Below are 24,843 nucleotides of genomic sequence, written 5' to 3' on the forward strand. Positions count from 1 at the left end.
TCGCCGGCGTCACATCGGCTGATTCTCGATGTCGTCCAGTCCCGACTCGATGAGCTGTTGGATCACTTCCTCCGTCGTGATGCCGTAACGACGCGCCAGCGTCTCGATCGCCCGGGACTGGTCGTCGTTGCACACGACCGTATACCGGGTTGGCATGGCACTACGTTTGCCCTTTGCCGGGATAAACACCCGTCAGACGGCCGTCATGCAGGCAGTTGCGCGCCGGTCGTCGCGAGATAGTACTGGATCGCGAACAGTCCGGCGTTCCAGAGGCCGTGCGTGACCGCGGGGACGACGATGTTCTCGGTGTACTCGTAGATCGCACCCAGCACCATACCGAGCGCGCCCGCGACGAGGATGTACGTCCAGGCGCTTCCGCTACTGATCGCGAAGTAGTGACCCAGCCCGAACAGCCCGCTGGCGACGACCAGCCCCGGGACGACGCCGAACGAGCGCCGGAACAGCCCCTGGACGACGCCGCGAAAGACCAGTTCCTCGCCCGGTCCGACCAGGAAGAGCGCGACGGGGATCATATAGAGGAACAGTTGCGGGTTCTCCTGGCCCTGCGTGATGATGCTGTTCTGCCCGGTCGTGATCTCCGTGCCGAACAGCGCCTCGGCCAGCGCCGAGAGCGCCTCGACGACGGCACCCATCACGAGCGCGGCCACGAGGATGCCGACGACGCCGACCAGCGCCCAGCCGGCGTCGGACAGCGTCGGCGACCGGACGTGGACGAGATCCGGCTCCCGGCGGAGCCAGAGGTAGCCGGCCGAGGCGGCCAGAAAGCCCACGAACGAGAGGCCCTGGACGCTCGCGTTCAACAGCGGGTCTCCCTGGAGGGCTTCGACCGACTGGACGCCGACGGCGCTCATCCCGACCTGACCGAGCAGCGCTGCGAGGACGAACGCCGACGCGACGACCGCGACCGCGCGGATCGAACTCACCAGGATCGTCTCGCCGTCTGCGATCTCGACGTACGGGCGGTTCGGTGCCATCGATTGGTAGGCGGTGGTACGCGACGGACGTTCAAGACCCCATCGACCGACTCAGTCGACGACGTGACTCGGCCGCTCGTCGACGACGCGGGTCTCCTCGGTCGTCTCGCCCTGGACGAGCGCCCGGGTCGCCCGTTTCCCCCACTCGACGGCGGGCTGGGTAAACGTCTCGACGCCGGCGAGTTCGCCCATCAGGACACACGCCGCCTCCATCGCGTACAGCAGTTCCCCGACGCCCTGCGGGTCGAGCCGATCGATCTCCAGTTCGATCGCCGGGCGGTCGGCCGCGGGGAGGCTGGCGACCGTCGCCTCGTACTCGGCGTCGATGAGTTCGCCCAGGTCGACGCCGTCGAGATACGACAGCGCCTCGTGGCTGGCCGACGGGATCGGCAGGTCGGGCCGTTCGCCGGGGCGGACGAACGTGACCACCTTGTCGGCGGGGCCGGCCCGATACAGTTGTAGCTGGGAGTGCTGGTCGGTCGCACCCAGCGCTCGAACGGGCGTCTGGCCGTGCCCGTCTTTCCCGAGACTCTCGGCGAACAGCTGTGCGACCCACTCGGCGAACGACTCCAACCGTTCGGCGTAGGGCATCACGGCGTTGACCGCGGCTCCCTCCCGTTCGAGTTGGTGGGCGACGGCGCCGTAGGCGTAGGCCGGCGTGTCCTGTAGCGACGGCCCGAGGTCGTCCGCGACCGCGGCGGCACCCGCGACGACGCCCTCGACGTCGACCCCCAGGATCGCCGGCGGGACCAGCCCGACGGCCGACAGCGCCGAGAACCGCCCCGGGACGCCCTCGGGGACCGGCAGCGTCGGCAGCCCCTCGGCGTCGGCCAGTTCCCGGAGCGGCCCCGCCTCGCCCGTGGTCACGACGGTCAGCTCCGTCCAGTCGACGCCGGCCTCCTCGTAGGCCGCCCGGACGACCAGGAAGTTCGCCAGCGTCTCGGCGGTGGTCCCCGACCGGGAGACGACGTTGATCGCCGTCTCGGACAGCGGGAGCTCCGAAAGCGTGCGCTCGACGTGCTCGGGGTCGACGTTGTCCAACACGACGTGTCGTTCGGGCGCTTCGGCCAGCGCCGATGTGATCGTCCGTGCCCCCAGCGCGGAGCCGCCGATGCCGACCGTGATGACGTACTCGGCGTCCGCGACCGGTTCGACGGCGTCCCGGATCGCACCGGGGTCGGTCCGTTCGGGGAGGTTCAGCGAGGCATAGCCGAACTCGTCGTCGGCCCGTCCCGCGGCGATGCGTTCGTGTGCGTCCCGAACCCGGTCGTCGAGGTCGTCCAGTCGGCTCTCCTCGACCCCCGGATCGGCGACCGACGCCAGCGCTGCACCGATATCGACGTACATACCTCCCCGCTCGAAGCCCGCCTATATAACTCGTTCCCGCGCGGGTAGGCGCACAAGAACACGGCGCTTAACCGCGTGCTGTCCCTACGACGGCTAATGACAGCCGCCGCCGACGAACCGGAGTCGTACAACGGCCTCCCGGGGGCGTTCCCCTACGCCTTCCGGGCCAGCGACTCGTTGCTGTTCAAAATGTACGTCGGGGTCGCCCTCCTGTTGACGGTCGGCATCGCGCTCATGTTCGTGTTCGGCATCGTCGTCCTCCTGGGCGCGAGCGCGTCGGTCAGGGGCGGGACGTTCACGTTCTCGCGGGCGTTCTTCCTGTTCGTCGGCCTGCTGGTCGTCGCCCCACTGCTCGCGCCGGTGTTGCTCGTCGCCCGTCGCCACCGCCGACAGGGGTCCTCGACGGCCTACGACCGCGGGATGGGGCTGGCGGCGCTGGGCTTCGTGGCGTCGCTGTACGTCGGGTTGATCATCTCGGTTCCGCCGGCGCTCCAGGAACCGACCGGGAGCGCCGTGGTCGCCACGCTGTACGCGCTCCCGCAACTCGCTGGCCTGGCGCCGCCGCTACTCGCTGTCGGCGTGTTGTATCTCGTCCATCGGCTGTTGCGGTAGGTGGCAGTCGAACCTCGTGAACGACAGTGTCGCTTGGCTCCGTTGAACTGAAGTTTTACAGACAGATACCCGAATGAAACGGCCGATCGATGAGAACTACGAACTGAACGAGTTAGTATTCAAACTGTATTTCGTTTTACTCTCACCACATCCCAGAACACGACTGGTGAAAAGACAACTACACCGAACATGATGCCGTTTGTTACTGAAGAAACCGATATCCCACGACTTATAACGGCCAAACTCACCGAGAATGCCACGAGAGCGAGGTACAGTTTTCGTATAAATCCGAGATGGATTCCGAGGAGTTCCATAGAATGCTTTCCATTTTCGGAAGTAAATAACGTGTTGGTTTATAAGGTTGGTAGAATTCCGGATTCTAAAATGATAAATATACTAGCTGTACTGATCGGAATCGGGACAGAATGTATCATCTACAGAGAATTCCAATAACCCCTGTACCTTCGGTTTCGACTCGCGGAGCGTTCCGCCGTCTCGCGCGGCCCGTAGACAGAACCCGAGCGCACAGTTCTCGCGCCCGATCTGACCGGATATTCCCCGGTGCACCACTGCGCCGACGGTTGCCGCAGTCGCTTCTGTGGTTTCGTGGTGAGCATCCAGTCCTTGAGCGCGAGGTGAGCCTCTCTGCTAGGCGATCCATACTGGTCGGGAGACTGTCATATGCGCTGAACAGATTATATACCGCGCAGCGTAATGGTGTACATGAATGATAGAACAGGAACAACTATCGAAGCGGCTGATAGTACGGGCAGCCCCTCCCGAGTGACGCGCAGAGCGGTCCTCGCAGCCGGTGGCGCGGTTGCACTGGGGGGCCTCGCTGGCTGTACAGCGCTCGATGGGCTGGTAGACCGCGTCGGTGCCGAGGCAGTCGGGACCACGGAGGCGTCGCCAGCCGCCTTCTACGACGGGTCTGGAGGCACCTCTTCGAGTGGTGGCGAAAACGAGGGGACCGCGTTCTACCGGAGTGACCCGGTGGATGTCCGCTACGTCCCGCCGGCACTCCAGGCCGCCTCACGGGACATCGAGATCGACGGCTGGAGTACCAGCACGCCCACGAAGGCCCAGGACTACAACTCCTCGCGCTCGAACAAACCGAGCTCGATCTGGTGGGCCGGCCCGGGCGACGGGGACTCCGACGCCGACGGTATCGACGACCTCGTCGACCTGCTCGACGTCGAGCGATCGCTGCTCGTCTACGCCGACGCAGCCATCGCGGCCGTGGACGAGCAGGCAACCGACGACGCGACGGTCACGCTCGACGCGTTCATCAACGCGACCACGAAGGCGCTGAAAAAAGGCGACCGGATCGAACGCTGCTCCACCGACGTTTGCGGGACGATCCGGGAGCACATGGAGACGGTACGACAGCGCGCGGGAGACGCGGACGATGCCGTGGACGCGGGCGAGTGGGACGCCGCGATGCGATCCCTCCAGGAGGCCCGCCGTACCGTCCAGGGCGATGTCGACGACATCTTTGACGACCTCGACAGCGACGACGACGGAGTCCTGGACGGCACGGAATCCCTATACGACTACCTTGACGGGGAACCGACGATCGGCGAACGCTTCGTCGTCAGCCTCCCCGACGCACAAGTCCGTGGTGACGGACCAGCGCTGGCCGCGGAACTCACACCCGAGCGGGTACTTTCGTACTTCGTCGGCGAACGGGACGCAGAGGGGTGTGCCGAGAGCGACCGGGACGTCGCGGTCCATCGGGAGCTGGCGTGCCGGAACCTCCTCACGTCGACGCTCGAAGTCGGTGAGGCTGTCGGGTCACAGCTCCGTGGCATCGACAAGAACGATATCCGTCGGGGAATGACCGCTCGGAGCGTCGCCGCCTTCGGAACCTCGGGCGGTGTCGTCGTCACCGGGGCGTCGCCGGATTTCGACGGGTCCGAGCCGATGGCGCGAATCTCGGGCGACTGCTGTGATCCGGACCCCGAGTGCTGTTTCGATTACGATACTTGGAGTGAGGAGACGGCCTCGGGGGAGGCCGCCGTGTCCGAGACGTTCGTCGTTCCCGTGGCGGCGACGCCGCCGGACAGTCCGCTCCCGCTGCCCGCGCTGTTGTACGTGCGCCGGATTCGTCACGACGACCAACTGCTCTACGTCGGCGGCTGGCAGATCGACGACGGCGCGCTCTACGAGGACAGTGCGACGCTCCTGACCGCCGACGGTCCGAACGTCGTCGCTGGGGTCACGCGCTCGGACATCGAGGACGGCGGCGTCGACCTCCAGTCCCGCGTCACGGGCCGAAAAAGGCCCGGACGGACCACGTACGCGAACGTGACGCTCAGTGCGCCGTACGACCCGAACGCCGACTACCTTCCCGCCGGTGCGGGTCCGGTGTGTCGGGACGACGGGGAAGTCTGGTGCTGGGGCGTCCAGTCCCGGGAGGCGCTCGCCAGGCACGACACCGGCGGCTGTCCGAGCGAGGCCGAGCGCGACGCCCCCGCGTGGTCGGTCGTGACGGCGCTCGACGCGCCAGTCCTCCATCTCACCGGGGCCGCGGACGCCGGGAACGACGTGAAGTTCAAAGCAGGGGCGGAGCTGTCGAAAGCGGTCAACTGACCGGGAACGGTTCTGCGCCGACGAGACTCGTCGGGATGTCGTCTCCCGTCCGACTCGATGGTTCTTCCGGACCAGCCGGACGCTGTCGTCCGGTCGCTCCCGTACTGACGGACAACGGATTCTCCCGGGAGGTCATAACCGCGGTCGAAACCCGAAAGAGCCCTGACCGGCTACGCCGGGATATGACAGCGACCGACGGAACCTTTCTGGTGACCCACGCCGACGAGGGGTCGGCGACGCTGCGGGACGTCACGAACGCACAGGTGTTCACGCTCTCGAAGAACCCCGGCGTCGAGGCCGGCGAGGTCGTCGAGGGGGTTCTCGAACCCGAACCGCCCATGGAGGTGACCTACGAGGTAGCCTCGCTGCGCGACCAGCGGACCATCCCGGTCGAGCGAGCCGACCTCGAACCGACCACACAGGCAAAGGAACTGGCCGCCGACCAGCCCGTCGGCGAACTGACGACCCGCGAGCGGGCCGGCGAGGGCGAACTCCACGTGTTGACCGTCGAAGAGGACGGGGCCGACGCGGCCGCTGCGGAGGTTATCGAGGACGAAGCGACCGTCTCGCGAGCGGCCCGACTCGGTGTCGACCGCGTCGAGATCCGGACCGCCAGCGGCGTCGTCAGCGTCCGATACCTCCCCGATTGATCGGCCGAACCGTCACTCGAATAAAGGAAGGCTTATTCGGCCCGCTCTCACACCGTCGCCCATGGTCGCGTTCGAGGTCCCTGAAGTCGACTATACCCAGTATTCGAACCGCCAACTCGTGGCGGTTCCGCTGGTCGTACTGGGGCTGGCCCTGCTGGTCATCGCCGGCTGGTGGGCCATGACCGGGTCGCCAGTGACACCCGGGATCGACTTCACGGGTGGGTCGGAACTGACAGTCGAGTCGTCATCGTCTCTCACACAACAGCAAGCATCACAGATCTTCGACGAACCGGTCGTCTCCGTCCAGGCGATCCAGCAGGGTGACAACCGCTACGTCGTCACGTTCGACTCGTCGGACATCGACGGGATCAGATCGACGGCGGAGGCGAACAGCGAGCTGACGATCCTCCGAAGCGGATCGACGTCGCCCATCTTCGGGTCGGAGAACCAGCGCCTGGCCGTCATCGGCGTCGGCGTCGCCTTCCTCGGGATGAGTCTGCTCGCGTTCGCGCTGTTCCGGACGTTCGTCCCGAGCATCGCGATCGTCATCTCCGCGTTCTCGGACATCATGATCCCCATCGCCATCATGAATCTGGTGGGGATCAAACTCTCGCTGGGGACCGTCGCCGCGCTGTTGATGCTGATCGGGTATAGCGTCGACTCCGACATCCTGTTGAACAACCACGTCCTCCGGCGCTCGGGTGGCTTCTACGAGTCGACCTACCGGGCGATGCAGACCGGTGTGACGATGACGGTGACCTCGATCGCAGCGATGGCGGTCATGGCGGTCGCTGCCACTGCCTTCGGCATCGACCTGATGGCCTCGATCGGGCTCGTCCTCGTCCTCGGCCTGACTGCCGACCTGATGAACACCTACATGCTCAACGTCACGCTGCTTCGCTGGTACAAGTACGAGGGGGTCAACCGATGAGCAGTCTCAAGGAGAACTGGCGGATCGCCCTGCTGGTGGTCCTGCTGATCGGCGCCGCGCTTGCGCTGTTCGTCCCCGGCGTTCCGGCCGGTGACACGGGCAACGCAACGAGCGACGCGCCGACGAACCTCCAGTACGGGATCCAGCTCAGCGGCGGGACCCGCATCCGGGCACCCGTCGTCGGCCAGACGGCCGAAGGCGTCGCCGTGGACCCGAACGACTCGGCACAGCTCTCACAGAACGTCGCGAACCGGCTCGGGATCGACCCGATCGACGTCGATGTCAGAGCCCCCGACCAACAGCGGGACACCGGCGCTGTCGAGGTGTTCACCAACAACGTCACTCGCGAGGAGTTCCGCGCAGCGCTGGAAGCCGAGGGGTATCAGCCCGACACGATCCGCGATGGCGTCACTCGCGAGACACGCCAGCAGATGGTGACGAGCGTCCAGGACAAGATCCAGACCTCCGCACTCAGTGGCGGTTCGGTCCAGACGGTCAGCGCACCCGGCGGCGGACAGTTCATCAGCATCACCGCACCGGGCCGTGACCGCGAGGACCTCGTCCGTATCCTGGAAGAGCGGGGTATCGTCCGGATGTACGCCGTCCACCAGGCGGACAACGGGACCTACGTCCGCGAGCAGGTCCTCTCCCAGGACGAGTTCGCCGGCGTGGCGTCGGAGAACTCCCAGACTGAGGGACCGATCGCCCGGGTCACCGTCGAGGAGACGGCGGCCGAACGGTTCAGCCAGCAGATGGTCGACGCCGGCTTCGACCAGCGTCGGAGCTGTACCAACTACAACCACAGCGACATCCAGCAGACACAGGGAAGCTGTCTCGTCGCGACGCTGAACGGCGAGCCCTTCTACGCCCGCGGTGTCGCACCGGGGCTGGCACAGTCGTTCCGCGAGAACACGTTCAAGAACGACCCGGTGTTCGTCCTGCCGGCCGAGAGCATGGACATGGCCCGCGAGATCGAACTGAACCTGAAGGCCGGCCGCCTGCCGGCACCGCTTGACTTCGAGAACTCCCAGAGCATCTCGCTCGACCCCGCGCTGGCCCAGCAGTTCCAGCAGAACTCGCTGATAACGGGACTGCTTGCGGTCCTGGCCGTGAGCCTCGTCGTCTACGCCCGCTACGGCCGGAAAGAAGTCGCCGCGCCGATGGTCGTGACGGCACTCTCGGAGGTGTTCCTGTTGCTCGGGTTCGTCGCGTTCGTCCAGTATCCGCTGAACCTCTCACACCTGGCCGGGTTCATCGCGGTCATCGGAACGGGGGTGGACGACCTCATCATCATCGCCGACGAGATCCTCCAACAGGGGAACATCGAGACCGGGCGGGTGTTCCAGAGCCGGTTCCGGAAGGCCTTCTGGGTCATCGGCGCGGCGGCGGCGACCACCATCGTAGCGATGAGTCCGCTGATGGTACTCTCACTCGGTGACCTCTCCGGGTTCGCCATCATCACCATCGTCGGCGTCCTGCTGGGCGTACTCGTCACGCGGCCGGCCTACGGTGACATCCTCCGGAGCTTCGTCCTCGACGAGGACTGAAACCGCTTCGCAGGCGGTTTCGTGTTCGATCGCCGCAGTACAGTTCCCTTTCTCCGCTTCCGTGATACCGACCGTTCAGAACTCCCCCAGCGTCGACTGCTGGGCGGCCGCGAGCACGTCCTCGCAGGTCGACCACGAAGAGCGCGCACACGCGGGCAGTCGCCCGTTGGCCGCGACGTAGGCCGCCAGAAACTCCCGTGTCGTGGGGTCGCTCGGGTATCCCGAGCCGACCGCGCCGTACTCGGCAGCCAGCGTCTCGACGTGGGCGTCCCGTTCGACCTTGGCGACGATCGAGGCCGCACCCACCAGCGGGTCCGTCTCGTCGGCGCCGTGTTCCGCGTCGATCGTCACGCCGGCGTCGACCCGGTCGGCAACCCGTCGGCCGAACCGCTCGGCGTCGGTGTCGCCCGCGTCGACACGTCCCGAGAGGCCGTCACGTGCGACCGCCGACAGCGCCTCCGCGTGGGCGGCGACCGTCAGCGTGTTCATATCCGTCTCGGGGTCGTCGATGCGCTCGACGGGGATCTCGGCGACGCCGACCGCGTCGGCCCGCTCGCGGATCGTCGCTGCCAACTCCTCACGTCGCGCCGGCGGGATCTCCTTCGAGTCGCCCACGCCGTCGGGGAGGGTCCCGGGGTCGGCACGGACCGCGGCGGCGAACATCGATCCTAATACCGGCCCCTTGCCGGCTTCGTCGACGCCGAATGGCATGGTCCGATCCTTATCGGCCGCGCGCAAAGCCGTTGTGGTCGGTCAGGGTGGTGAGTCGAGTGGTACTCCAGTGGCAACGACTTCCACGCTTGCTCCCCTCAGAGTTGACTCATCCGCTGGTCCAGTTCGTCTAGGTCATATGTGTCGTCGCCTTTCGGTAAGACTGCGAGGGCTGTCATCGTGTCGTTTGAGATCTCGTAGATGACTCGGTAGCCACTTCTACCCACCCACTCCCGATAGAAATTGTATCGCTCCGAGCCAGTGAGATACGTCATCTGCTCTTGGGGGACTCGCCCCCACCGTAGCTGTCGCTCCCAGTCCTCGATTGCATCGAAACAGCGTCGAGCGTGGTCCGGGTTGTGTTGCTTAATCTGTTCGATGTCCTGCAGAACAGCGGGATGTATCCGAAAACTCGACGGCGCGTGTGGCATGCTTACTGGCGCTCGAAGTCGAGCTTTTCTGCCAGCTCGTCGATAGAGAGAAACTCGTCGTCCATCTCATCGAGGTCAGATCCACGCTCAGCGATCGCTGCCCGCTCGTCTGGAAGCATTTCAGCTTCGGTTTCAGCGGGCGTTGGATCGTCGGAATCGCTCGACATACTGTACCATCTGCCGCCTATCGGTATAAATCATCGGCTGAAAGAACCACTGTTGTCCAACGCTCAACATAGGCTCCTCCCAAGTGACTCACTCCCGGACGTACTCCTCGGTGAGGAACGGTTCGTCCTCGCCCTCCACGTCGACGACGTCGAGCGCGGTGACGACGGCCTCGACACCGAGCAGTCCAGACAGGCTCGGTGTCGTCCGGCCCTCGTCGCTGGAGACCAGTTCCTTCACGTAGAGGCCGCCCTCGCCGTGGATGCGGAGGTCGGCGTGGCGTTCGTCGACCAAGTCGCCGCTCGCCTCGTACACCTGGCGGGTCCGTGTCAGGTCGGCACGGCGGTGTGAGACCCGCTGGGGCGTCTCCTGTTCGATAGTCGTCCCCGCCAGTTCGTCGAGCGCGGCCTGCAGGTCCTCGTCGGTCACCGGTGCGCCGAACTCCACGTCCATCCGGTAGGTCTTCGAGGCGTCCAGTTCCTTGACGCGTTCGACCATCTCGTAGGTGGCCAGATGGAGGTTCTCGACCTCGGCTTTCCCGTCGGCGAAGGCGTTGACGGCGGCTTCGAGTTCGTCGGTGTCGACGTCGCGGACCCGGGGGTTCTCGACCTCGACGACGAACGGGCGACCGGAGTCGAGCATCAAGGCGTCGACGTCCTCGCGGCCGGCGCCGTGGAAGGTGCCCGACTCGCCGTCCATCGCGTCGACGACGACCGGCGCAGTCAGTTGTTCGACGCTCTCGTCGTAGCGGTAGCCGGTCCCGTCACAGCCGTCACAGGGCTGGCCCTGCCAGCGCCCGGTGCCGTTGCAGTCGTTGCAGGGCCACTTCGTCTGGGGGATGTCCCGTTCGAGTTTGCGGTAGCGGCCGTAGACGAACGCGGAGTTGACCTGGACGTCGACCTCGTCGGTCGCCAGGTCGATGGTGAACTGGACGTCCGGGCGGCCGAACTCGACTTCCGCGCCGGTCGCATCGCCGATCTGTTTCCCGACCTCGCGGTTGAACTCGGTCTTGAGCGCCTCGCCCGCGTCCTCGTCCATCCCGAGGTCCTCGCGCAGGAGCGCGTCGTTCTCTTCGAGCAGCGGCGGGACGCGCGTCCCGACCTGATAGGTGTCGAACTCGTAGCCGCGCGCGGCGGTGACGGCCTGCTCGGCCCACCAGTCGATCCGGTCGGTCTCCCGCTCGCAGACCCAGCAGTCCTCGCCGGCCTCGAACGGTTCGTCGGCGTCGAGTGCGAGCGTCACTCGCAACGAGCGGCCGCGCTCGGCGTTCGAGAGCCCGAAACTCCGGTCCGCGAACAGCCGACCCAGACAGTGGTCACACAGCGGGCCGGCGTCGACGGCCGCCCGAGCGTCCTCCAGTACGGTCATTGTCTGGGTGTGGCGGGCGCTCCGTAACTGCGTTTCGACCGCCCGCCGGGCAGTCGGCTCGCCCGACGACGCTCAGTGTCCGCCGTCGGTCGACACCTCGCCAGGACTGGGGTCGGGTGTCGTCTCGAACGGGGCGGCCGCGTCGACGGCCCGCACCGAGATGTCCCGCTTGGGGAAGGGGATCTCGATGCCGTCGGCCTGGAACCGACGGTAGACGGCGCCGTTGAGATGGTGGATGGCACGCGCGGTCACCGCGGGGTTCGAGACCCAGCACAGCAGTTCGAAGTTCAGTGCGGAGTCGCCGAACTCGCGGAACCGCACCCGTGGACTGGGACGCTCCTGGACCAACCGTTCGGCCTCGGCGATCTCCAGGAGGATCGTCTCGACCTCGTCGATGTCGGTGCCGTAGGCGACGCCGACGGGGACCCGGATGCGGCGCTTGCGTTTCGGAGTCGATTCGTTGACGATTGCGGCGCTGTTGAGCGTCGCGTTCGGGACGGTCACGAGGATGTCGTCGCGGGTCCGGACGACCGTCGAGCGCACGGAGATGTCCTCCACACGACCGCGCTCGCCGGTCTCCAGGACGACGTAGTCGCCGACGCGGTAGGTCCCGTCGAGATACAGCGACAGCGAGCCGAAGAAGTTCGCCAGCGTGTCCCGTGCGGCCAGGCCGACGATGATCCCGACGATGCCGGCCGAGGCCAACAGCGGCGTGACGTCGATCTGCCAGAGGACGAGCAACAGGAAGACCCCGACGATGGAGATCACCGCGCTCCAGACGTTCTGGAGGATCGGCACCATCTGACGGTCGACGTACTTGCTGTCGGTGACTGCCGTCGAGACCTTCCGGCCCAAGCGGATCAACGTCACCATCCAGACGACGATGATCGCCGACAGCGTCCCCGCCTCCAGCTGGACCGCGATCCCCGGCGAGACCTCGTAGAAGTCCGTCGCGACGTAGGCCCCCACGAGTCCCAGCGAGAGGTACACCGCCGTGTGCAGGTTCCGGAGGACGATGTCGTCGACGTCGCCGTCGATCCGGGCGGTGACCTGTCTGACGAACCGGTCACCGACTGTGTGAACGAGCGCGGCCAAGGCGAGAAAGCCGACGACGATGACGACGATACCCTGCCAGGGGGCGAGCCCGGCGAGTAGTTCCACGACGGGACGGTCCAGTTGCATGCCACGTCTACGCGACTGGAATATAAATACTGCTACCGTCGGAGTAGCGGAACCGAACCGGTTTTGCCGTCGGGCGTCGCCCTGCATGACGTGAATCCGATTCTCGTCGCGATCGTCCTCGGCCTCCTCCAGGGGATCTTGGAGTGGATTCCGGTCTCCAGCGAGGGCGGGGTAGCCATCGCGTCGACGGTGCTGACCGGCGTCGACCCCGACGCCGCGACCAGGCTGGCGCTGTTCCTCCACGCCGGGACGGCCGTGGCCGCTGTCGCGTACTACCGGGGCGAGATTCGTGAGTTGGCCGGCGACGCCCGATCACTGACCCGACGACCCTTCGCGGACGAGACGGCCGACCTCTCCTTTCTCGCGCTCGCGACGCTGGCGACGGCCGTGACCGGCCTGCCGGCCTATCTACTGCTCGACGCGGCCGTCTCCGGGCTGGAAGGCGGGCTCTTTCTGGCGCTGATCGGTGGCCTGCTCGTCCTGACGGGAGTGCTCCAGCGGTTCGCTGTCGCGGTGTCGCTGGGCCAGCGGGCGCGGCCGGACTGGGTGGACGCGCTCCTGGTCGGCGGGCTCCAGGGACTGGCGATACTCCCCGGGATCTCCCGGTCGGGGACGACCGTCAGCGCGCTGTTGCTCCGCGGTCACGAGGGCGAGTCCTCGCTCCGGCTCTCCTTCCTGCTGTCGATCCCCGCCTCGCTGGCCGCCAACGGGTTGGTGCTCGCCACCGACGGGGTCCCGGCGATCGAACCCGCAAGCGCCGTCGTCGCGCTCGCGGTCAGCGCTGTCGTCGGCTACCTCACCGTCGGCGCGCTGGTCCGCCTGGTTCGGCGGGTCCCGTTCTGGTCGGTCTGTTTCCTGTTCGGAGGACTGGGACTCGTCGGCGGTCTCGCCGTCGCGCTGTGACCCCAGTCTTTTCCACAAGCGGAGACGAACACCGGGGCGATGAGCGACCCTGATCCCGCGGACATCGCGCCGTTGTGGCTCTGGAAGGGGACGGCCGCGAGCGGCCTCGCTGCCGTCCTCTCCGCTGCTGCCCTCCCGAACAGCCTCGACTGGCTCACCCTCGGACTCGTGGGCGTCGCCGCCGTCGGCGTCCTCGCTCTCCTGTATCGGTGGGGCCAGTACCGAGACAGCGACGGCGGTGACACCGACCGCCGGGAGAAAGAGATGCGAGCCGAGGCGGGTGGGTACGGCGGCAACGGCGGCGGTTGACGGGGCCGCTCTCCCGGGCTTCGGTGTGGAACTTATATACCCTTCGGGGTCAATTTTCCGGCGATAGCGGGCATGAGTGGTGACGAACGAAAGGTAGTCGACACGTCCGGCGATTTCCGCTACGCCGTTCGGGACGGACAGGCGGTGGACGGCCAGTGGCAATCGTGCCGGATCGTCGTCACCAACAAACGCCTCGTGTTGGCGACAAACGGGAACCGACAGGCCATCGCCCACTCGAAGATCGAGGTCCCGGACGATCCCGAGGCGCTGATCCCGGACGACGTCGGCGGGTCGGTCACGCCCCTTCGTGTCGGCGACAACGTCCTGCTCGTCGACGCGGGGATCGAGGACTTCGAGAGGGAGTACTGCCGTGCGACACTCCAGGGGGAGGTCATCCTCGCCCGGACCCCGGCGGTCGTCGGCGGCGTCGTCCAGGAGGACACCGACTGGAGCAAGGCCCGGTTCTCCCTCGACGACGGCGAAGTCCGCCTCCAGTTTCCCGGTGGCGACACGACGACGTTCGACATCGAAGACGTGGGGACTATCGAGAGCAGCGAGAGCACCGTCATGGGGGATTCGAGACGCGTCATCGAGGTCGAACACACCGACCAGCAGGACCGCAGCGTCGAGACGCATTTCTCGGGGATGGCCCACCACACGAACGCGCTGGCGGCACTGTTCACCCGCGTCGTCGAGGCCCGCGAGGACGACTACGAACTCTCCGAGATGGAGAGTCAGGTGTTGATGGCGCTGTACTCCGGGGTTTCGCCGTTCGAGATGTCCGACTTCGTCGGGATCAGCCCCGACGAGGTCGAGGAGATCTACCAGCGGCTCCTGGAGATGGGTGCCGTCGACGAGGTCCGGACCCGGACGGAAGTCGCGTTGAACGCCCAGGGGCGGAACATGGCGAGTGAAGCGATGAGCGGGGAGTAGGGCGATTCCGAACGCAGTGCGGAATCTCCGAGAGCGAGCGGCGACGGCAGGAGCCGTGAGCAGTAGCGAGACTCCACCCTTCGGTCGGGTCTCGGAAACGCACAGCGACGAGCTGAACGACCCGCGAGCAGCGAGACGCCGAGGACTCACGGCGTGCGTTCACCTGCTCGGCTGTTCGCTGTCGTCCAGCAGCGAGGAGACCACCAGCCGCTTGATCGCGCGTCGAAGGAGACCGCTGGCTGCTGGTTGCGAGATATCCAGGTCGGCGGCGACCTCACCGAGCGTCGCGTTCCGGGGCTCCTCGAAGTACCCCGATTCGACCGCGAGGAGGAGTGCCTCCCGCTGGCTGTCGGTCAACCCAGCGTCGGTACTCCCGAGGCTAGCGTACTCGTTCACGCGCAGCAGTTCGATGTCGATGTCGTTCTGTCGGGCGTACTCCCACAGGCGGTCCAGATTCGTCCGCTCGGACAGCCAGACTGTCAGATGCCAGGCGCTACCCGCGTTCTCCATGTCGAGGATGACACCGCCCGCGGTCGAGATGACCGGCGAGAGCACCGTCGCTTCGTCCGAGTACTCCACGCTGTAGATCGCCTTCCCCTCTCCGGTTTCACGAACCCGTTCGAACTCCCCGATGGTGTGATCGTTCCGTAGCCCGTCCTCGAACCGGCCGAGATCGGCCGACTGCACTCGATAGAAGAACTTCCCGGAGGTCGGGTCAGTTCCCGCCTCCGATACCGACCTGACAGTCGAACTGCTGTCGTGACGGACCGCTCCCGTGAGGACGATGTCGGGATGCTCGACTTCGACGACTGCTTTGATATCGGCCATTGTTCTGTCGGGAAATCGTCTTCGGGGTACTTCGCGATCGGCGGGCCTTCGGACGCTCGGCGGAGACCGACACTGGAACACGTTCGATTGCCGTCGTATCGGTGGCCCTTCGGCGGGTCACGTCGCTCGGTTGGCTATGACCTTCAAATACGACGGGAGTGCTGATATACGTATGCCTCGCGCGTGTCGTTCGGACTGCCGAGTCGATTCAGAACCGCAGGGGTGAACCGGCTCTCCTGTGGACTCGTCTACGGCTATCTCGATTGAGCGACACCGTTGTCGAACAGCGTCGCCCAGACCGACTCCAACCGATCGACTACCAGCGGGGCAGTGGACCCGGCGGGGAGGTAGAACTTCGGTTCGGCCGTTTCGGGGCTGTCCTGGATGCGGGGTCTCTGTGTCATACAGATAAACGAAGGGGGCCGTACCGCATCGGTGTCCGGCTTATCGGTATAAGACCTTTATATACTGCCGGCGAACGCTGGACGTTCCGGGGCGGACCTTTCAGTCGGCCTCGGTACTCACTGCGTCCAGCGACCAGAAGAAGCCGTAGTAGGCGACGACGCCGCCGGCCAGGGCGAGGTAGTACACCCACTGGGGAGCGCCCAGGAGCACGTCGAAGATAACGGTGACGACGGTCACCCAGGTCAGAGCGAACACGAAGTCGACGACCATCCCGGAGCGGTGCTCCTGGACGTGCTCGCCGATCGTTTCGAGCAGCCCCTTGCCGGATGCCATCGGCACGATCAGTCCTCCTCGTGTTCGTCGACGACGAGCACCGGGACGTGGGTCGACCGGAGGACGCGCTCGGTGACGCTCCCGAGCAGTGCCCGTCGGACGCCGGATCGGCCGTGACTACCCATCACGACGAGGTCGATGTCGTTGCTGTCGGCGTAGCCGGCGATGACGTCGTGGGGGGTCCCCACGCGGACTTCCTCGCGGACTTCGACGCCGTGGTCGGCGGCGACCGAGGTGACCGCGCCGGTCGCCTCGTCGGCCTTCTCTTTGAGTTCGGTCATCTCGCCGAAGTTCCCCTGTCTGATGCGGTCGACCTGTTCGGTACCGAGGCCGAAGTTCACGGCGTTGACGTCCACGACGTACAGCGCGTGGAGTTCGGCGCCGTATTTCTCGGCCAGATCGACCGCGTGGTCGACCGCGGCGTTCGCGGTGTCGCTTCCGTCCGTCGGAATGAGGATATGGTCGTACATTGTTAGTCGTCCGCGGGCGTCTCGCCGCCGCTATTGGAGACGATGTCTTCCGCGCTCTGTTGCTGACCCATCGGTTCGGGGCTGTGACACTGTCGGACCATCTTCTTGGTCTCCAGTGGTGGCTCGGGGGTCACCAGCGAGACGGCAATCGTGACCAGGAACACCAGCGGGGTCCCGATAAGTGCCGCGCCGATCGGCGGGACGTACTGTGCGTAGATGGGGATGATCGCCTGTCCGGGGCCGCCGGCGATGTCGGCGAGGAAGCCGACGTAGGCCGGCAGGACGCTGTTGACGACCGAGCCGATCCACAGCAGCAGGCCGGTCGTCATACCGGCCAGCGCACCCTGTCGGTTGGTGTTCTCCCACCACAGACCCAGGAAGAACATCGGGAACAGCACGGTTCCGGCGAGGGAGAACGCGTAGGCGACCAGTTCGCCGATCAGCGCCGGCGGGTTGAACGCGGTGACGGTCACCAGCGCGCCGATGGCGACGATGGTCGCCCGGCCGATGAGGACCTGCTGGCGCTGGGTCGCGTCGGGGTTGATCAGTTCGGAGTAGATGTCGTGGGCGACCGCCGAGGAGGCCGTGATGAACAGCCCCGCGGTGGTCGCGATCGCCGCGGCCATCCCGCCGGCGGCGACCAGCCCGACGAACCACGTCGGCAGGTCGGCGAACTGCGCCGCGAGGACGACGATGACGTCACCTTCCGCGCCCGACATCGCCTGTTCGCCGTTGTAGACCGCGTCGGGGGAGATGTTGTTGACCGCCGCGAACAGGTCGACGCCGAAGGCGGCCATCGCGGGCGCCGCCCAGTACAGCAGCATGATGAAGAACAGGCCCGAGACGGTCGACCAGCGGGCCGTCCGCTCGTTCTGGACCGTGTAGAACCGCACCAGGACGTGTGGGAGGCCACAGGTCCCGAAGATCAGCGAGAACGCCGTCGCGACCCACAGGTAGTAGGAGTTCGCCCGGAACGGCTCGGAGAACTGCCGGCTGAGTTCGCTGAACAGCGCGCCGTACTCGATCTGCGGGAGGATCGTCGAGTAGCCCTGGCTGAACCCGACCACGTAGACGCCGGCCAGGAACGCGACGATGAGGATGACGTACTGGACGGCCATGTTCTTGGTCGCGCCCAACATCCCCGACAACGCGAGGTAGCCGACGGTGATCGTCATCATCACGACGATCATCGGGATGATATCGAGTCCGAAGACGTACTGGCCGACAAGGCCCATCCCGCGGGCCTGGCCCACCGAGTAGACGTACGCGATCAACAGCGTGGTAAACGCCGCCAGCGCGCGGGCCATCGGCGAGTTGAACCGGTCGGCGACGAAGTCCGGCGCGGTGTACTTCCCGAACCGGCGCATCTGTGCGGCCAGGAAGATGAGCAGGACGAAGTAGCCCGTGGTCCAGCCGACGATGAAAGCCACCCCGTAGAAGCCCGAGAGGGCGACCAGCCCGGCCAGTCCGAGATAGGAGGCGGCCGACATCCAGTTCGCGCCGATCGCCATCCCGTTCTCGATGTTCCCGATGCCCCGGCCGGCGACCCACATCCCCTCGGTGTCGGCCACCTTGAAGACGTAGCCGATGACGAGGAAGGAGGCCATCATCAGGAAGACGATGATCGCCGGCAGGAGCTTGAACGAGATGTCGAGCGCCTCCGCCTGGAGCGGGATCACTGTTCGACACCTCCGTCGGTGGCGGCCGCGTCGTCCGGGCCGCCGCCGGTGTCACCACCGGTGTCGGGCGTGCTGTGATCGATCCCGTACTTCTCGTCCAGGCTGTCCCGTTTCCGGGCGTAGATCGCCGCCAGGATCAGCGCCCCCGTCGGCGCACAGAAGGCGACGAGGAAGTAGTGCAACGGGAAGCCGAGTACCGGCATCGTCTGGCTCATCGGGCCGGGTGCGATAGCGGTGAGCGTGACCGGCCCGAAGACGATCAACGCCCAGACGACGAAACTCGTCCAGACCACCCGGAGGTGGTCCCGCATGAACGCCGTACTCGGTTTGAGGATGTTCACCTCCTCGTCCAGGTAGTTCGTGTTTCGGTGTGCCTGTGCTGGCTGTGTGGCGGTACCGCCGTCGGTCTCGACGCTATCGTGAGTGTCGTTATCTGTCATGGATTGTCGACTGCATGTGTGTCTGTTGTCCGTCCCGAATCCGCGTCTCAATTCGACAGGTGCGGGGCTCGCTCAGTCCCCGCGCACCTTCGTCGCGATATCGCTGACGACGTCGGGGTTGCGCAGCGTACTGGTGTCGCCCAGTTCCTCCCCGTTCGCGATGTCTTCGAGCAACCGCCGCATGATCTTCCCGGACCGAGTCTTCGGCAGCTCAGGCGTGAAGATGACCTGCTCGGGCCGGGCGATCGGGCCGATCGCGTCCTCGACCGCCTCGATGATCCGCTCCCGGAGCTCCTCGTCCTCGTCGGCACCGTCCTCGGTGATGACGTAGGCGTAGACGGCCTCGCCTTTGATCTCGTGGTTCCCGCCGACGACGGCGGCCTCGGCGACCCCCTCGACGCCGACGATGGCGCTCTCGATCTCCATGGTCCCGAGGCGATGCCCCGAGACGTTCAACACGTCGTCGACGCGACCCAGGACGGTGATGTAGCCGTCCTGGTCGATCTTGGCCCCGTCTTCGGGGAAGTACACCCAGTCTTCGGGGTCGTCGCTGTCGATATCGGAGTACTCGCGCCAGTACTCGTCGATGAACCGCTCGTCGTTCTTGTAGAGGGTCCGGAGCATCCCGGGCCAGGGCTTGTTCACCACGAGGTAGCCGGCCTTGCCGGCCTCGACCGGGCTGCCGCTGACGTCGACGATGTCGGCGCTGAGGCCGGGCAGAGGCGGGCCGGCGGAGCCGGGTTTCATGTCCCCGACGCCGGGCAACGTCGTCAGCATCATCCCGCCGGTTTCGGTCTGCCACCAGGTGTCGACCACCGGGCAGGACTCGTCGCCGATGTGCTTGTAGTACCATTTCCAGGCCCGGGGGTTGATCGGCTCGCCGACGGTGCCCAGCAGGCGCAGGCTGGAGAGGTCGTGGCTGTCGGGGTACTCCTCGCCCCACTTCATGAACGCCCGGATCGCCGTCGGTGCCGTGTACAGTTGGGTCGCCTCGTAGTCCTCGATGATCTGCCAGAGGCGGTCCTTGTCCGGGTAGTCCGGCGTCCCCTCGTACATCATCGTCGTCGTCCCCAGCGCCAGCGGGCCGTAGATAATGTAGGAGTGGCCCGTGATCCAGCCGATATCGGCCGAGCAGAAGTACGTGTCGTCGGGCTTGATGTCCAGGACGGCCTGGCTGGTCCAGGCGGCATACGAGAGATACCCACCCGTCGTGTGTTTGACGCCTTTGGGTTCGCCGGTGGTCCCGGAGGTGTACATCAGGAACAGCATGTCCTCGGCGTCCCGGGAGACCGGCTCGACGCTCTCGCCTTCGTGGGCAGCGGAGAGTTCGTCGAAGGCGACCTGGTTGTCGGCGTAGTCGTGGTCGAAGCCGTCCCCGTCCAGCAGCCGTTCGGCGACGGCGACCGTCTGGACCTCGTGGTCGACGCCCTCTAGTCCCTCGTTTGCCTTCTCCAGGTGGTCGAGCGGGTCACCGCGCCGATAGTAGCCGTCACAGGTGACCAGATACTCGGAGTCGGCGGCGTTCATCCGCGTGGCCAGCGCGTCCGCCGAGAAGCCGGCGAAGACCACCGAGTGGGGCGCCCCGATGCGGGCACAGGCCAGCATCGCGATGGGGAGCTGGGGGATCATCGGCATATACATCGTGACGACGTCGTCTTCGCCGACTCCCTGCTCGCGCAGTGCCGCCGCGAACTCGTTGACCTCGCGGTGGAGTTCTTCGTAGGTGTAGGTGACGTTGTCCTCCTCGACGGGTTCGCCGACCCACTCGATCGCGGCTTCGTCGCCGCGCTCGTCGAGATGCCGGTCGACACAGTTCGCCGAGGCGTTCAGTGACCCACCTGTGAACCACTCGTAGAAGGGGGGGTTCGAGTCGTCCAGTACCTGGTCGTAGGAGTCCTCCCAGTCGAGTAAGTCGGCGGCCTGTTCCCAGCAGGCGGGCCAGTTCTCCTCGAACTCGTCGTAGATACCCTCGTCGGAAATATTGGCCTGCTCGACGAACGATTCCGGCGGTTCGAAGACCGCCTGTTCCTCGAGCCGGGCCTCCAGTTGCACATCTTCTTCTGACATAGTCTATAACCAACAATACCCAGGCGGCATATAAACGGGGTAGCTAATTGTGCTAACGCGTAGCCCGGTTCAGGGCGAATCTTCGACGGGACCGTCGGTGAAGAACGCGGTCAGAACCTTCTGTTGTGCCCGTCTGAGGTGGTTGTGTAGTGTCGGTGAAGAGACGTCCAGCGAGTCGGCCAGCTCCTCGGCCGTCGAGCCCCGCGGCCACTCGAAGTAGCCGCTGTGGAACGCCGCCCGCAGGACCGTCTCCTGGCGGTCGGTCAGCCGGTCCGACAGCCGGTCGCGAAAGCCCGTCTCGCTCTCGACGGGCCGGTCCGTCTCGCGTTTGGCGGCCAGGGTCGTCTCCGGGTACGCGGCGACGACGGCGTCGACGACGGGACGAACGTCGGTGTCGCCGGGCAGTTCGGTGACCAGCGTCGCGGTTCCGTCGGCGACTGTCAGTTCCTGGACCCGTCCACCACGTTCGATCAGCGCGAGCGCGGGCGCGTCGGTGACGACGACCTCCAGCAGGGCACCCTCGCCGTAGTCCTCGATGAGGCGTGCGTCGGAGACGTCCGTGGCGTCGGTGAGGTGTGACAGCACCGGGCCGGCCGATGCTCCCTCGACGGTGAGATAGTACAGTAACGACCCGCCGCCGACGGGGACTAGTCCGGAGAGTTCGACCGTACAACCGAGCGCGGTCGAGAGGCCGACGGTCACCGCGTGGCTGTCCGTACACTCGAAGGTCAACTCGGTCACGGTATCGGCAAGCAGGAGCCGCTTGCGCTGGACGGCTGCCAGCCCGTGGCCGATCTGTGCGCCGAGCGCCGCAAGCAGGTCCCGCGTGGCGTCGTCGACGGCGTCGGTCCCGACGGCCAACACGCCGGCGACGGTGTCGCCCCGGACGATCGGGACCGCGACGAACCCGCCGTCCTCGACGACACGCACCGTTCCGTCGTCGACGACGGCCGTCAGCGGTGTCTCGTGGCGTTGGAGCTGCGCCGTCGCGGTCTCCGGCTCGGTTCCCGCCGTGGCCTGGCGTGTGAACCCGTCGCCGGTCCGTTCGGCGACCCACGCGAACGCGAACCCCTCGGTCTCGGCGACGCGATCACAGACCGTCTGTTCGATCTCCGTCCCCGTCCCGGCGCCGACCACCGTCTCGCCGATATCGGCGAGGACGGCGGCGAGCCGGCGGAGCGTGGGGGATGTCCCGCCCTCGCCGGTCCCGCCGACTGCCGCTAACACGTCGGTTCGATCGGGCTCGCTCACGAGCGGTTGCAACCGGTCAAGTCGCTCCCACCCGCCCAGCGCACAGACGACGTGGGGCGGGACACCGTCGTCTAGCAGCGCGGCGGCGAACCGCCAGCGAAGGTCCCGGGAGGAAACGTCGGCTAGTTCCGGATGGTCCTCGGCCGCGCGGGTGGCGACTTCGCCGACCAGCATCTGGAGCCGGCGGGGTGAGACATCGAACAGCGGTTCCTCGGCGTCCCGGCCGTTCGACCGGGCGTACTTCCGGACGTCGTGTTCCACGTCGGCCGGGAGGTAGGTCTCGCGGGCGATCCCGTCGTCGGCCCGGACCGCGAGGAAGTACGCGTCGCCGTCCGGCTCGATGTCCCCGGTCCGGAGCCGACACATCTCGGCCGGCCGGAGCCCGACTTCGGCGCCCAACCGCACGACGAGATCGGCCCGGTGCGTGTCGGCGGCTCGACGGAGCCGCCGGTAGCCGCGCCGGCCGAGTACGTCCGGGCTCTCTGTCATCTGTTTCGGTTATTTTGAGACAGCCGAAATAAGCCTGTCGCAGCCGTCCGACTATCCTCGGGGCTCTCGTCGATATTTGTTGTTCAAGTAGTGGAACTGGCCGATAGCTGTTTCGACTATTAGAGAATATCCGAAACGCTGTCACCGGTTCGAGGTGGTCGTCCGCAACTCGCCGAGGATCGCCGGGTTCCGCAGGGCGCTGATGTCGCCCAGTTCCTCGTCGTTGGCGACCGCCGTCAGGAGCCGTCGCATCACCTTCCCCGAGCGGGTCTTCGGGAGGTCGGGGGTGAAGACGATCTCGCGGGGGGTCGCCATCTCGCCGATGGCGTCGGCGACGGCGGCCTCGATCTCCTCGCGCAGGTGCTCCTCGGAGCGACCGCGCTCGGGCGAGACGTAGGCGTAGATCGCCGTCCCCGTCGTCGGGTGGTCAGCGCCGACCACGGCCGCCTCGGCGACGCCGGGAACGCCGGCGACCGTCGATTCTAGTTCCATCGTCGAGAAACGCCGCCCCGCGACGTTGATCGCGTCGTCGACCCGTCCCAGGAACGTTAGATAGCCGTCGTCGTCCTCGACGACGCCGTCCTCGGGGTAGTAGCGCCACTCGTCGCCACGGGTGGCCGCTTCACCCCACCGCTCGCCGGCAAGCAGGGACTTCGGCATCCCGGGCCAGGGACGGGTGACGACGAGTTCGCCCGCGGTCCCCTGCTCGACCGCCTGGCCGGCAGGGTCGACGACGGCCGTCTCGATCCCGGGCAGTGGCTTGCCCGCCGACCCGGGTTTCATCTCGTCGACGCCAGGCAGCGTCGAGACGAGGATCGCGCCGGTCTCGGTCTGCCACCAGGTGTCGACGACCGGGCACTCGCCGCCGCCGATGTGCTCGCGGTACCACTCCCAGGCGCGCCGGTCGATGGGTTCGCCGACGGTCCCCAGCAGGCGCAGGCTGGAGAGGTCGTGTTCGGCGGGGTACTCCTCGCCCCACTTCATGAACGCCCGGATCGCCGTCGGCGCTGTATAGAAGACGTCGACGGCGTAGCGGTCGATCAGCTCCCACAGCCGGTCTTTCTCGGGGTGGTCGGGCGTCCCGTTGTATAGGACCGTCGTCGTCCCCAGCGCGAGCGGGCCGTAGACGATGTAGGAGTGGCCGGTGATCCAGCCGATGTCGGCCGAACACCAGTAGGTGTCGTCGGGCTTGATGTCCAGGACGGACTGGCTCGTCCAGGCGACGTGGGCGAGATACCCGCCGGTCGTGTGGTCGACGGCTTTGGGTTCGCCCGTCGTCCCCGAGGTGTAGATCCGAAAGAGCGGGTCGTCGGCGGCCCGCGGGACCGGTTCCACGTCGGTCCCGCGGTGGCGCTCCAGCAGGCTGTCGTAGTCGTGGTACCCCTCGCCGAGGTGGACGTCCAGTCCCAGGCTGTCGACCACGACCACCTCGACGGCCTGTTCGACCGCGATGCGGGCGTTGTCGGCCTTGTTCTTCTGTGCGACGGCGCTGCCACGCCGGTAGTAGCCGTCACACGTGACGAGATACTCCGAGCCGGTCCGCTCCATCCGCTCGGCCAGCGCGTCCGCCGAGAAGCCGGCGAAGACGACGTTGTGGCGAACGCCCAGGCGGGCACAGGCAAGCATCGTGACCGGGAGTTCGGGCACCATCGGGAGGTAGACCGTCACCACGTCGTCCTGGGTGACCCCCCGTTCGCGCAGGGCCGCCGCGAAGGCGTTGACCTCGCGGTACAGCTCCCGGTAGGTGTAGCTGCGGGACTCGCCCAGGTGGCCCTCCCAGATGAGCGCCAACTGGTTCTTACGTTCGGGGAGGTGTCGATCCAGGCAGTTGTACGAGGCGTTGAGCCGCCCGCCGGGGAACCACTCGAAGGGTGGCTCCTCGCTGCCGCGGAAGACGGCGTCGTACTCGCGGTCCCACTCCAGCAGGTCGGCCGCGGCCGCCCAGCAGTCCGGCCAGTCGTCCTCGAACCGCTCAGTGATCGAGGGGTCCTGGACGTTGGCCTGCTCGGTGAACCACGACGGCGGGTCCAGGGCTGGCCGTTCGGAGAGGGCCGTGTCCCGGCCCGACCCCTTACCCGGTGTCATCGGTGTAACCTTTGTGCCGTCGGGGAAAAACGTTCCTTCTAGCTACGTCTGACAGTCCCGGAAGGTGTTGTCTTTCCCCGCTCATACGCACCGATAGCACAATTTGACTGCCAGTGTGTG

General features: G+C 66.4%; 26 protein-coding genes. 8 read left to right on the forward strand and 18 right to left on the reverse strand.

Features of this window, described 5'->3' with window-relative positions; translation table 11 throughout:
• Positions 1-9: 9 nt before the first annotated feature.
• The 3 genes from P0204_RS12045 to P0204_RS12055 are packed head-to-tail and all read right to left on the reverse strand — an operon-like array spanning position 10 to position 2,342.
• Positions 10-156: a CopG family transcriptional regulator gene (locus P0204_RS12045; protein WP_276179522.1), complete on the reverse strand. Its 147-nt coding sequence runs from the start codon at positions 154-156 to the stop codon at positions 10-12.
• Between the two features lie 47 nt (positions 157-203).
• Positions 204-995 carry a CPBP family intramembrane glutamic endopeptidase gene (locus tag P0204_RS12050; RefSeq protein WP_276179524.1) on the reverse strand — a complete coding sequence of 264 codons (792 nt, stop codon included), beginning with the start codon at positions 993-995 and terminating at the stop codon, positions 204-206.
• Positions 996-1,046: 51 nt separating this feature from the next.
• Complete coding sequence (locus P0204_RS12055) at positions 1,047-2,342, reverse strand: glucose-6-phosphate isomerase (RefSeq protein WP_276179526.1); 1,296 nt, start codon at positions 2,340-2,342, stop codon at positions 1,047-1,049.
• Between the two features lie 96 nt (positions 2,343-2,438).
• Here P0204_RS12055 and P0204_RS12060 point away from each other — a divergent pair, with 96 nt between their 5' ends.
• Positions 2,439-2,954 carry a DUF8056 family protein gene (locus tag P0204_RS12060; RefSeq protein ID WP_276179528.1) on the forward strand — a complete coding sequence of 172 codons (516 nt, stop codon included), beginning with the start codon at positions 2,439-2,441 and terminating at the stop codon, positions 2,952-2,954.
• A gap of 119 nt (positions 2,955-3,073) precedes the next feature.
• Here P0204_RS12060 and P0204_RS12065 read toward each other — a convergent pair whose 3' ends face one another.
• On the reverse strand, positions 3,074-3,268 hold the full coding sequence (locus tag P0204_RS12065; RefSeq protein ID WP_276179530.1) for a hypothetical protein: 195 nt from the start codon (positions 3,266-3,268) through the stop codon (positions 3,074-3,076).
• Between the two features lie 409 nt (positions 3,269-3,677).
• Here P0204_RS12065 and P0204_RS12070 point away from each other — a divergent pair, with 409 nt between their 5' ends.
• The 4 genes from P0204_RS12070 (at position 3,678) to P0204_RS12085 (ending at position 8,674) form a co-directional block, all read left to right on the forward strand.
• Complete coding sequence (locus P0204_RS12070; RefSeq protein WP_276179532.1) at positions 3,678-5,546, forward strand: hypothetical protein; 1,869 nt, start codon at positions 3,678-3,680, stop codon at positions 5,544-5,546.
• A gap of 182 nt (positions 5,547-5,728) precedes the next feature.
• A complete protein-coding gene (locus P0204_RS12075) occupies positions 5,729-6,196 on the forward strand; it encodes a DUF5812 family protein (RefSeq protein WP_276179534.1) in 468 nt (155 codons plus the stop codon).
• A 61-nt stretch (positions 6,197-6,257) separates the two neighbouring features.
• Positions 6,258-7,127 carry a protein translocase subunit SecF gene (gene secF, locus P0204_RS12080; protein WP_276179536.1) on the forward strand — a complete coding sequence of 290 codons (870 nt, stop codon included), beginning with the start codon at positions 6,258-6,260 and terminating at the stop codon, positions 7,125-7,127.
• Entirely contained in the window at positions 7,124-8,674 is a 1,551-nt protein-coding gene (locus P0204_RS12085; RefSeq protein WP_276179538.1) for a preprotein translocase subunit SecD, read from the forward strand. The genes secF and P0204_RS12085 overlap by 4 nt, the downstream gene beginning before the upstream one ends.
• Positions 8,675-8,749: 75 nt before the next feature.
• Here the strand turns inward: P0204_RS12085 and rnhB are convergent, their stop codons facing one another.
• The 5 genes from rnhB to P0204_RS12105 all read right to left on the reverse strand — a co-directional run bounded on the left by rnhB (position 8,750) and on the right by P0204_RS12105 (position 12,531).
• Positions 8,750-9,385 (reverse strand): ribonuclease HII, encoded by a 636-nt coding sequence (gene rnhB, locus P0204_RS12090; RefSeq protein ID WP_276179540.1) that lies wholly within the window; start codon positions 9,383-9,385, stop codon positions 8,750-8,752.
• 98 nt (positions 9,386-9,483) lie between these two features.
• Positions 9,484-9,816 (reverse strand): type II toxin-antitoxin system RelE family toxin, encoded by a 333-nt coding sequence (locus P0204_RS21080; RefSeq protein ID WP_379801829.1) that lies wholly within the window; start codon positions 9,814-9,816, stop codon positions 9,484-9,486.
• 2 nt (positions 9,817-9,818) lie between these two features.
• Positions 9,819-9,983 (reverse strand): hypothetical protein, encoded by a 165-nt coding sequence (locus P0204_RS12095; RefSeq protein ID WP_276179542.1) that lies wholly within the window; start codon positions 9,981-9,983, stop codon positions 9,819-9,821.
• An 88-nt stretch (positions 9,984-10,071) separates the two neighbouring features.
• Positions 10,072-11,349, reverse strand: a complete 1,278-nt coding sequence (locus P0204_RS12100) for a tRNA pseudouridine(54/55) synthase Pus10 (RefSeq protein WP_276179544.1) — start codon at positions 11,347-11,349, stop codon at positions 10,072-10,074.
• Between the two features lie 72 nt (positions 11,350-11,421).
• A complete protein-coding gene (locus P0204_RS12105; protein WP_276179546.1) occupies positions 11,422-12,531 on the reverse strand; it encodes a mechanosensitive ion channel family protein in 1,110 nt (369 codons plus the stop codon).
• A 90-nt stretch (positions 12,532-12,621) separates the two neighbouring features.
• Between P0204_RS12105 and P0204_RS12110 the strand changes: the two genes are divergently transcribed.
• The 3 genes from P0204_RS12110 (at position 12,622) to P0204_RS12120 (ending at position 14,676) form a co-directional block, all read left to right on the forward strand.
• Positions 12,622-13,434 (forward strand): undecaprenyl-diphosphate phosphatase, encoded by an 813-nt coding sequence (locus P0204_RS12110; RefSeq protein ID WP_276179548.1) that lies wholly within the window; start codon positions 12,622-12,624, stop codon positions 13,432-13,434.
• Between the two features lie 39 nt (positions 13,435-13,473).
• Complete coding sequence (locus tag P0204_RS12115) at positions 13,474-13,743, forward strand: hypothetical protein (RefSeq protein ID WP_276179550.1); 270 nt, start codon at positions 13,474-13,476, stop codon at positions 13,741-13,743.
• Positions 13,744-13,815: 72 nt separating this feature from the next.
• Complete coding sequence (locus P0204_RS12120) at positions 13,816-14,676, forward strand: CheF family chemotaxis protein (RefSeq protein WP_276179552.1); 861 nt, start codon at positions 13,816-13,818, stop codon at positions 14,674-14,676.
• Positions 14,677-14,835: 159 nt separating this feature from the next.
• Here the strand turns inward: P0204_RS12120 and P0204_RS12125 are convergent, their stop codons facing one another.
• The 9 genes from P0204_RS12125 to acs (P0204_RS12165) all read right to left on the reverse strand — a co-directional run bounded on the left by P0204_RS12125 (position 14,836) and on the right by acs (P0204_RS12165) (position 24,723).
• Positions 14,836-15,504, reverse strand: a complete 669-nt coding sequence (locus P0204_RS12125) for a helix-turn-helix domain-containing protein (protein ID WP_276179555.1) — start codon at positions 15,502-15,504, stop codon at positions 14,836-14,838.
• A gap of 254 nt (positions 15,505-15,758) precedes the next feature.
• Positions 15,759-15,908 carry a hypothetical protein gene (locus P0204_RS12130; protein WP_276179557.1) on the reverse strand — a complete coding sequence of 50 codons (150 nt, stop codon included), beginning with the start codon at positions 15,906-15,908 and terminating at the stop codon, positions 15,759-15,761.
• A gap of 100 nt (positions 15,909-16,008) precedes the next feature.
• Positions 16,009-16,242, reverse strand: a complete 234-nt coding sequence (locus tag P0204_RS12135) for a DUF8119 family protein (protein WP_276179559.1) — start codon at positions 16,240-16,242, stop codon at positions 16,009-16,011.
• Positions 16,243-16,250: 8 nt separating this feature from the next.
• On the reverse strand, positions 16,251-16,712 hold the full coding sequence (locus tag P0204_RS12140; RefSeq protein ID WP_276179561.1) for a universal stress protein: 462 nt from the start codon (positions 16,710-16,712) through the stop codon (positions 16,251-16,253).
• Between the two features lie 2 nt (positions 16,713-16,714).
• On the reverse strand, positions 16,715-18,322 hold the full coding sequence (locus P0204_RS12145; protein WP_276223271.1) for a VC_2705 family sodium/solute symporter: 1,608 nt from the start codon (positions 18,320-18,322) through the stop codon (positions 16,715-16,717).
• Between the two features lie 65 nt (positions 18,323-18,387).
• Positions 18,388-18,831: a DUF4212 domain-containing protein gene (locus tag P0204_RS12150; RefSeq protein WP_276179563.1), complete on the reverse strand. Its 444-nt coding sequence runs from the start codon at positions 18,829-18,831 to the stop codon at positions 18,388-18,390.
• Between the two features lie 72 nt (positions 18,832-18,903).
• Entirely contained in the window at positions 18,904-20,898 is a 1,995-nt protein-coding gene (gene acs / locus P0204_RS12155; protein ID WP_276179565.1) for an acetate--CoA ligase, read from the reverse strand.
• Positions 20,899-20,967: 69 nt separating this feature from the next.
• Entirely contained in the window at positions 20,968-22,638 is a 1,671-nt protein-coding gene (locus P0204_RS12160; RefSeq protein ID WP_276179567.1) for a bacterio-opsin activator domain-containing protein, read from the reverse strand.
• Between the two features lie 141 nt (positions 22,639-22,779).
• Positions 22,780-24,723, reverse strand: coding sequence for an acetate--CoA ligase (gene acs / locus P0204_RS12165; protein ID WP_276179569.1), 1,944 nt, complete (start codon positions 24,721-24,723; stop codon positions 22,780-22,782).
• Positions 24,724-24,843: the final 120 nt, after the last annotated feature.

It is taken from the genome of Haloarcula halophila (assembly GCF_029278565.1).
Lineage (GTDB): Archaea > Halobacteriota > Halobacteria > Halobacteriales > Haloarculaceae > Haloarcula > Haloarcula halophila.